The 8177-nt window shown below is 72.4% G+C and carries 5 protein-coding genes; 3 read left to right on the top strand and 2 right to left on the bottom strand.

The window, feature by feature from the left end:
* The coding region (locus GT354_RS00260) for a hypothetical protein (protein WP_161354089.1) at window positions 1-244 on the bottom strand (244 nt) is incomplete at its 3' end.
* Between the two features lie 190 nt (window positions 245-434).
* Window positions 435-2747, bottom strand: coding sequence for an accessory Sec system translocase SecA2 (secA2, locus tag GT354_RS00255; protein ID WP_161354088.1), 2313 nt, complete (start codon window positions 2745-2747; stop codon window positions 435-437).
* Window positions 2748-3259: 512 nt separating this feature from the next.
* On the opposite strand from secA2, the gene lanA reads away from it, so the two are divergent.
* The 3 genes from lanA to GT354_RS00240 all read left to right on the top strand — a co-directional run bounded on the left by lanA (window position 3260) and on the right by GT354_RS00240 (window position 8163).
* A complete protein-coding gene (lanA, locus tag GT354_RS00250) occupies window positions 3260-3433 on the top strand; it encodes an SCO0268 family class II lanthipeptide (RefSeq protein WP_237534230.1) in 174 nt (57 codons plus the stop codon).
* A 76-nt stretch (window positions 3434-3509) separates the two neighbouring features.
* Window positions 3510-6851 carry a lantibiotic dehydratase gene (locus tag GT354_RS00245; protein WP_161354087.1) on the top strand — a complete coding sequence of 1114 codons (3342 nt, stop codon included), beginning with the start codon at window positions 3510-3512 and terminating at the stop codon, window positions 6849-6851.
* Window positions 6844-8163, top strand: a complete 1320-nt coding sequence (locus tag GT354_RS00240) for a lanthionine synthetase C family protein (RefSeq protein ID WP_161354086.1) — start codon at window positions 6844-6846, stop codon at window positions 8161-8163. The genes GT354_RS00245 and GT354_RS00240 overlap by 8 nt, the downstream gene beginning before the upstream one ends.
* The last annotated feature ends 14 nt before the right edge of the window (window positions 8164-8177 follow it).

Genomic DNA, 8177 nt, shown 5'->3' with positions numbered 1-8177 from the left:
GCCAGGCGTCGTCGTCGACGGGGAGCAGTTCCAGCGCCTCCGCGACCAGTTCGACGGCCTCCGCGAGGGCCGGCCCGGCGCCGCCGGCCAGCCCGTCGGCGCAGCGCGCCCGGCCCCGCTCGCCCAGCTCCCGCGCGCGTTGCACGTCCGCGTCGCCGTCCACCACCCGCACCCCCGATTCACCGAAGGCAACCGTACCGGGGGTGACGTGGGGCCCTCGCGCCGTCGTCGGCAGGGACTTCACACCGGCATTACCGGCGCGTAACTCGACTGCCGAGTCACCCACTCCGGCGCCGTCCCCCGGCGCCGGTTCGCCATGCACCTCGCCGATACCCGGGCGCACGTAAGGGCGACGGCCCGCCGACCGACTCGACGGCCGTCGCCCCGCCGAACACCCTCGATGCCGGCAACATCGGCAACACCCCCGATGCGGCCTAGTCGTTGCGCGAGGCCGGGCGGATCAGGCCGCGTAGGTAGGCGGCGACTCGGTCGTCCGGGGTGCCGAAGGGGTTGTCGGTGACCATGTAGGTCCAGGTCGAGGTGGGGCGGTGGAGGCCGGAGCGAGTGGGGTCGAGGCCGGCTTCGGTGATGTGGGCGGTGCGCAGGCGGTCGGCGGCGGCGGTGTCCACACGGGTGGTGAAGTCGGCGAAGGCGCGCCGGGTTTCGGCGTGGAAGGCGTCGAGTGGGCTTTGTCGCCCGAGGGCGCGCAGGTGGATGCCTTCGCGGAGTTCGGCGGTGAAGGCCAGGTGATCGCTCCACGCGCGGTCGAGTTCGTACAGGAGGATCTCGCGGGCGGCTTCGGCCAAAACCGCTTCGCCGACCGTGTCGGTCAGTTCCGCCCAGCGCTGCGGGCAGCGCTCTTCGAGGACGGGTCGGGCTTCGTCGCCCTCCAGGATGCGCCGGCGCCGGTCGAGTACCTCCACCCGCTGGAGGTGGAGCTGTTGGTTGTAGCGCCACGTCGTGCGGTGGGTGTCCGACAGGGCGCCCTCCGCGACGCGTTGGGCGTGCTCGACGTGACGGCGGGCGGCGGCGTCGAAGACCCGGCCGTCCTCGTCGACGCGCGACAGCCGCGGCGGGTCGGGGGCGTGCCGGGTGATCGGTTCGTCGTCCAGGCTGGTGAGGAAGATCGACGTGCCCGGGTCGCCTTGGCGACCGGCCCGCCCGCGGAGTTGGTCGTCCAGGCGGCGGGTGTGATACCTGCCGACACCGATCACCAGCAGGCCGCCGAGCTCGGCCACCCGCTCGTGGTCCGCGCCGTCGGGGCCGCCGAGGCGGATGTCGGTGCCGCGGCCCGCCATCTGCGTGGAGACCGTGATCGCGCCCACGGCCCCCGCGCGGGCGATGATCGCCGCCTCCTGGGTGTCGTCGCGCGCGTTCAGGATCGCGCAGTCCAGCCCCGAATCGCGCAACGCGTCGCCGATTCGCTCCGACGTGGACACGTCCGGAGTGCCCACCAGGACCGGCCGTCCGCTCGCGTGCGCGCGCTCGACCACCGTGATCAGCGCCGCGTCGCGGCTCTTGCCGTCGATGTACAGGCGGTCGTCCTCGTCGACCCGTACGCACGGCACGTTGGGGGGCAGGTCGCCGGTTTCGAGGCGGTAGAACTCGCGCAGTTGCTCGGCCACGACGACCGCCGTGCCGGTCATCCCGGCGACGGTGCGGTAGCTCGCGATCAGGTCCTGCACGATGAGCTGGTCGAGGATCTCCCCCCGGGGCCCGCCGGTCAGGCCCTCCTTGGCCTCCACCGCGGCGTGCAGGCCGTCCGGCCACTGTTGGCGACGGGCCAGGCGGCCGCGGTTGGTGTCCACGAGGCTGATGCGGTCCTCGGCCACGACGTAGTCGACGTCACGGTGCAGCAGCGCCCGTGCGTACAGCGCGACGTTGATCCGGGAGAGTTGCTCGCCCATGCCGACCGCGTACAGGTCGTCCACTCCCAGAACGCGTTCCACCTCCACCAGACCCTCGTCGGTGAGGTGGACGGTGAGCCGGTCGGGTTCGCACTCGTAGTGCTTGCCCTCGACCAGATCCGCGACCGCGTGCGCCGCCCGCGCGTCGCCCGCCCCCGCCTCGACACCCCCGGCCAGGACGAGTGGAATCCGAGCCTCGTCGATCAGCACCGCATCGGCCTCGTCGACGATCGCGACATCGGGAGGGGGCAGCACCGCCCTCGTGGCGTCGGTACGCAGTCGATCACGCAGCGTGTCGAATCCCACTTCGCCCACGGCCACGTGCACGATGTCGCGGCGATAGGCGTCGCGCCGCTGCTCCCACGTGGAGTGCTGGTCCACACAGCCGCCGGTCAGCCCGAGCAGGTCGTAGACGGGCCCCATCCACTCGGCGTCGCGGCGGGCCAGGTAGTCGTTGACGGACAGGACGTGCACCCGCCGCCCCCCGAGCGCGAATCCGGCGGCGGCCAGCGCGCCGACCAGGGTCTTCCCCTCGCCGGTGGCCATTTCCACCACCGTCCCGCGCAGGAGACTCAGGACGCCTTCGAGCTGAACGTCGAAGGCCCGCTCCCCCAAGGCCCGCCGCGCGGCCTCACGGCCCAGTGCGCACACCTCGACGTGGTCGTCCGTGCCGCGCGCGGCCTGTGCCGCCGCCCGAAGCCCGGTCGGGGACAGCTCCCGCAACGCCGCCTCCCGCTCCCCCGCGCGCGCGACCGATCGCCCCAGTGGTCCGGCGCCCACGCTCCCCGCCCGACCCAACAATCGTCGTACCGACCGCGTGAGTGCACCGGACGAGCCCACTGGGCCTCCCTACCTCGCACGCAGGCTCTGCCCGAGAGCGCGCCTCGCTCCCGTCGTGGCCTGCTCACGGCCGACCGACGATGCGTTGCGGCGCGTACCCCCGACCGTACGTCATCGAAAATCGAAACCCGAAGGACGAAGGACGAAGGACGCAGAGGGCGAAAGGATGCAGAGGGCCGAGATGATCGCGGCACGCGAAAACGAGCGGGCGGGCGGAGTACGACAGCGCGGCACGCGCGTCGCCGGGGTCGTCTCGGCCCGATCACCGTGCTCGCAAACCGTGGCAGCCCCCGCCGGCCACGTTCGAACGCCGGGTGACGTTCACCCGGCGTCCTCGCAGAGTATGTACCGAATTCGTGCCGCACCAAGGCGATTTCAAGCCGACGGTGTGACCGGAAATGATCCTTGTGAATGATCTCTTCCGCCGCTTACGGTCCTGAACGAGATCAAACAGATCTCGACCTTTCACCGCGCACATCCAGCTGCGGCGACCGATCACGGGGAGTGTTCCCATGAACGACAAGGTTCTGTTCGAAGACCCGACCGACATGGCCGAACCCACCGACCTGGACCTCGACGTCCGCATCGTCGAGAGCGACCTCGCCTCGACCAACTTCGGCACGAGCGGCGACTACACGTCACCGAGCACGTACGGCGTGCAGTCCAGGTGTCCGCTCTGCTGCTGACCTGTGAAAACCGGGGGCGGGCGTTCCGCCCGTCCCCGGGTCGGTTCTCCCGGCCGAGCGCCGGTGACGCGGGGGCATGGGGCCAGTGCGCGACAAGGCTTTCGAGAACGACGCTTTCGGCGACGAACCTTTCGGGGGTAAGGCCGGCGACCACATCGTCGAGGACGTGTTCGAGCCGGCCGAGCCGCTGTTCGTGCGGATGGCGAGCGTGCCGAGTACCGAAGTCGGCGGCGCGGCCGGGACCCGCGACGCGGACACCGCCGCGGGTATCGCGCGCGTGGTCGCCGACCCACTGCTGCGCGAGGCGATCCGCGTCGCGAGCGGCAGCCTGTCCGATTCCCTCGACAAGCTCGACGCGGGCATCGATCCCGGGGCCAAACGGCTGGCCGGCACCGCCCTTTCGGTCACCCGCTACGCACTGCGACTGGGCGGACGGCCGACCCCGTTCGGGCTGTTCGCGGGCGTGGGTACGGCGAGCCTGGCTCCCGCGACACGCGTGACGGTTCGCGGTCCGGGACCCAAGGCGGCGCGTCTGGACGGTGCTTGGCTCGATGCCTGGGTGCGTGACCTGCTCGCGGTTGCCGAGGTCAGAAGCCGCGTCGACGTCGTCCTCGACGACCGCAGTCGGACTCGGGACGGACGGCTCGTGTTGCCCGGGCCCGAACGCGAGACGTCCGTGCGCCGCAACGCCCTGGTGGCGTGGGTGTGCGACGCCGCCGAGTTGCCCGTCGGCTACAACCGCCTGCTGGCCCGAGCCGCGGAGACCTTCCCCGAGGCGACGCCCGCGAGGATCGAGGGTCTACTCGCGCAGTTGGTCCGACACGGCTTCCTGATCACGTCGATCACCCCGCACCGGATCGACGACGCGCTGCTCGATCGGATCGAGGCCGCGACGACCGCGCTCCCGGCCGCGGCGGGGCGGTTGCGCACGATCCGGGCCGCGCTGTCGGTGTACGAGAAGACCGAGGCCGGCGCGGGCGGCGAAGCGTGGCGCCGGTTGAACGAACTCGTCGACACCGACGGCGTTCTCGCGCACCCGCCGGTCCAGGTGGACCTGCGGATGGATGCCGACGTCGCGTTGCCCCATGCCGTCGGTGCCGAGGCCCGCCGCTACGCCTCCGCGATGTGGGCCATCTCCGCCGACTGGGTCACCCACGCCCACATGCGCGAATACCGGAACCGGTTCATCGAGAAGTACGGCACCGGCGGCGCGGTCCGGTTGGCCGAACTCGTCGACCCACACCGCGGCTTGGGATTCCCCACCGGCTACCGCGACGGATCCGCGGCCGACGGCACGAACGTCTCGACCGGCACGCCCCCCACGCTCTCGCGCGAACGCCGCTCCCTGACCGCCGAGTTGGTCCAGGAGGCGCTGCTTCGAGACGATCTCGAACTGCGGCTCACTCCCGAGCTCGTCGACCGGCTCGCCGCCGCGACACGCGACGCGCCCACGGCCACCGGCGCCGGCGGCGGCGGCGTCGCGGACGAGCCGCCGCGCTCGTTGGAGGTGTGCTTCCAACTGCTCGCCGACAGCGCCGCGGCCCTGGATCGGGGCGACTTCCGGCTGATCGGCACCCCGCACGCGGGCTCGTGGGTGGCCGGTGCGATGGCCGGCCGATTCGCCGAACTGACCGAAAGCACGACGCACCTGTCCCGATTGATCCGTGCCGGCGCCGAGACGGACGGAGTGTTGCCCGCACAGGTGCTGTTTCGCCCGCACGCCGTGCGCGCGCTCAACATGATCCAGGTGCCGAGACTGCTGTCGCACGAGATCCCCGTGGGCGTGTTCGCCGACCGTTCCGACCCCGGCTGTCTGGACTGGCGCGACCTGCTCGTCGGCGTGGACGAGGGCGGCATGCTGCTCACCCTCGCGCGGACCGGGCAGCGGGTGTTGCCCGTGGTTCCGCACATGCTGGCGCTCGATCGCGAAGCGCCGGAGGTCGTGCGCCTGCTCGTGGACATCGTCTTCGGCCGGGCCCGGACCTGGACGGGGTGGGAGTGGGCGGGCCTGGAGACGCTGCCGCTGTTGCCGCGCGTCACGCTCGGCCGGGTCACCGTGTCGCCGCGGCGCTGGGTACCGGATCGCACGCTGCGCGACGCCGCCCGCGATCCGGGTTCGGGGGCATGGGATCGCGCGCTCGGCGCGTGGCGGGAGCGGTATCGGGTGCCGGACCGAGTACGGATCGCGAACCTCGACCGGGTCTACGGAATCGACCTCGCCGACGCCTGGCACCGCACGCTGCTGCGGCACGAGGTGCGCAAGGAGGGTCGGTTCGCCCTGTTCGAGGACGCGACCGAGGGCGGGCGCGGATTCGGCTGGGCCGGCGGACACAGCACGGAAATCGTGGTGCCGATGACTCGCCGGCGCCCGGCGGAACCGAAGCCGAGGCCCGCGGCGAAGCCGAAGCCCGAGGCGAAGGCCAAGCCCGAGGCGAAGGCGCGGACCACCGGGGCCGTCCGACAATCCGTGCCCCGTTCGGCCGCGGGCTCGTCGGCGCGAGCGCGGACCGTCCGGGAGGCGTTCGAACGCACCTACCATCTCCCGGGCGAGGACTGGCTCTTCGCGAAGCTGTATGCGACGCCCGACACGCACGACGAACTGCTGCGTACCCACCTGTCGCCGCTGCTGCGTGACGTCGGGGAGCACGTCGACCGCTGGTTCTTCATGCGTTACGCGGACCCGGAGCCGCATCTTCGGCTCAGGTTCCACGGCGACCCGGCCACTCTGCGGACTCGGGTCCTGCCCGAACTGGCGCGTAGGGCAAGAGAGATGCGGACGGCCGGGGCGATCCGCACGATGGTGCTCGACGGGTACGAACCCGAGTCCACGCGCTACGGCGGCGAGGCGGCGATGCCACTCGCCGAGGGGTTGTTCGAGGTGGACAGCGCGTCCGCCCTCGCGCAACTGCGGTTGCGCGGCGCGGGGCGACTCGCGCTGCCCGACGAGGTGTTGATCGCGGTCAACAACGTCATGCTGCTGGAGTCCCTCGGGGACTGGGACTGGTGTTCGTGGGTCGACCACGCGTTCGCGCCGGGTCCCGAGCAGGTCGTCTTTCGCCGACATCGAGCCCTGGCACGCGAGTTGATCCGCCCCGGTCGTACCGCGGTCACGTTCGCCGAGCGGCTCGCGGCACCGGGCCTGACGTGGCTGTGGACCGAGACGCCACAACCGCGCGCCTACGGCGAGGTCGTGCTGTCCGACGCCGGGCGGGCGCCCGCACACGTGGACCACGACACGGCGATCCTGGGGCTGCTGCACATGCAGCACAACCGGCTGCTGGGGATCGACCGGGCCCGCGAGTATCGGGGCCACGCGATCCTGCTCGGCATGGCTCGCGACCACCTGGGCCGCGCCGCCCACGCGGGCGACGTCCGGCCCGGCAAGGCCCGTTCCCAGGAGGGCGGTTGTCATGGGTGAGCCTTTGCACGCCGCGCGGGCCCGGGTGGTCGTCGCGCGGGTATTGGACCGGTTGGCCGATCCCGAGGCGACCGCCGCGGACACGCTGATCCCCGGCTCGGCTTGGCCCGAGGGCGTGGACCTGCCGCTGTGGATAGACCTGTCGCTGTCGAGCGGATATCCCGGCGTCTCGCTGGCGTTCGCCGGCACGACTCCACAGGGGGGCAGCCACACCGCCCACGCGCACACGTACCTGACCCGCGCGATGGCGGCGCTCTCGGCCGGCGAACACCCGCCGGCCGGGATCTACTCGGGGCCCGGTGCCGCGGCCTACGCGGTGTTGGTCGCGCACCGGGCCACCGGCGGCTACGTGTCCGCGCTGGAGCGGCTCGACGACCACCAACGGCGCCTGGTCCGCGGCGCGCTCCCCGCGGTGGGCGATCAACCCCTGACCACGAACGGCGCGTTCGAGGTGGTGCGGGGCATGAGCGGGGTGGGCCGCTACCTCCTCGCCCGCGGCGACGGCTGCGCGGACGAACTGCGCCTGGTGCTGTCCTGGCTGGTCGCGCTCGCCGACGGCGAGATCGGACACCGGGGACACCGGGTGCCCCGCTGGTGGACCACGGCCGCCCCCAAGCTCGGCCAGGAGGTCGAACTCCCGGACGGACACCTGAACCTGGGCCTGTCACACGGGATCGCCGGCCCACTCGCACTGCTGTCCCTCGCGTGGCGGGAGGGCGTCGTGGTCGACGGGCAACGCGAGGCGATCGAGTCGATCGCCGCCCTGCTCACCCGCTGGGCCGTGCCCGACCCGGACGGTGGCGGTGTGTCGTGGCCCGGCTACGTGACCCTCGACCGCTGGGCCCGGGGCCCGGGGACGACGGGTACGCGGCAACGCCCGTCGTGGTGCTACGGCGTACCGGGCGTCTCCCGGGCGGTCCAGTTGGCGGCGCTCGCGCTCGGTCGCGCCGACTGGCACGACCTGGCCCGCCGCTCCCTGATCGGCCTGCTCGACGCCCCGGTCGAGACCTGGGTCACCGACGATCCGGCGCTGTGCCACGGGTGGGGCGGCCTGTTGCACGTTCTGGGCCGGATGAACGCGGAATGGGACGACCCGCGGTTGACGCGCGTGTGCGACGAGTTGGCGGCGGTGGTGATCGGTCGCTTCCGCGACGAGTACCGATTCGGGTTCCGCTCGACCATGACGCACGTCGCGGAGGGCGCCGACGTCCCGGCGTTCCTGGAGGGCGCGGCGGGCGTGGCGGCGGCGCTGGACGCATACGCTCACGGCCGCGCCGCGGCCGGGTGGGACGAGGCGCTGCTGGTGGCGTGAGTGGCCGACCCACG

Source organism: Streptomyces sp. SID3343, from assembly GCF_009865215.1.
In the GTDB taxonomy this organism is placed as follows: Bacteria; Actinomycetota; Actinomycetes; order Streptomycetales; family Streptomycetaceae; genus Embleya.
Note: the sequence above shows the minus strand (reverse complement) of the source record. Positions and strands in the feature narration are given on the sequence as shown.

Excerpts from the sequence above, each read along its gene's own strand:
- lanA (WP_237534230.1), top strand. The coding sequence starts at position 3,260 with ATGAACGACAAGGTTCTGTTCGAAGACCCGACCGACATGGCCGAACCC.
- GT354_RS00245 (WP_161354087.1), top strand. The coding sequence starts at position 3,510 with ATGGGGCCAGTGCGCGACAAGGCTTTCGAGAACGACGCTTTCGGCGAC.
- GT354_RS00240 (WP_161354086.1), top strand. The coding sequence starts at position 6,844 with ATGGGTGAGCCTTTGCACGCCGCGCGGGCCCGGGTGGTCGTCGCGCGG.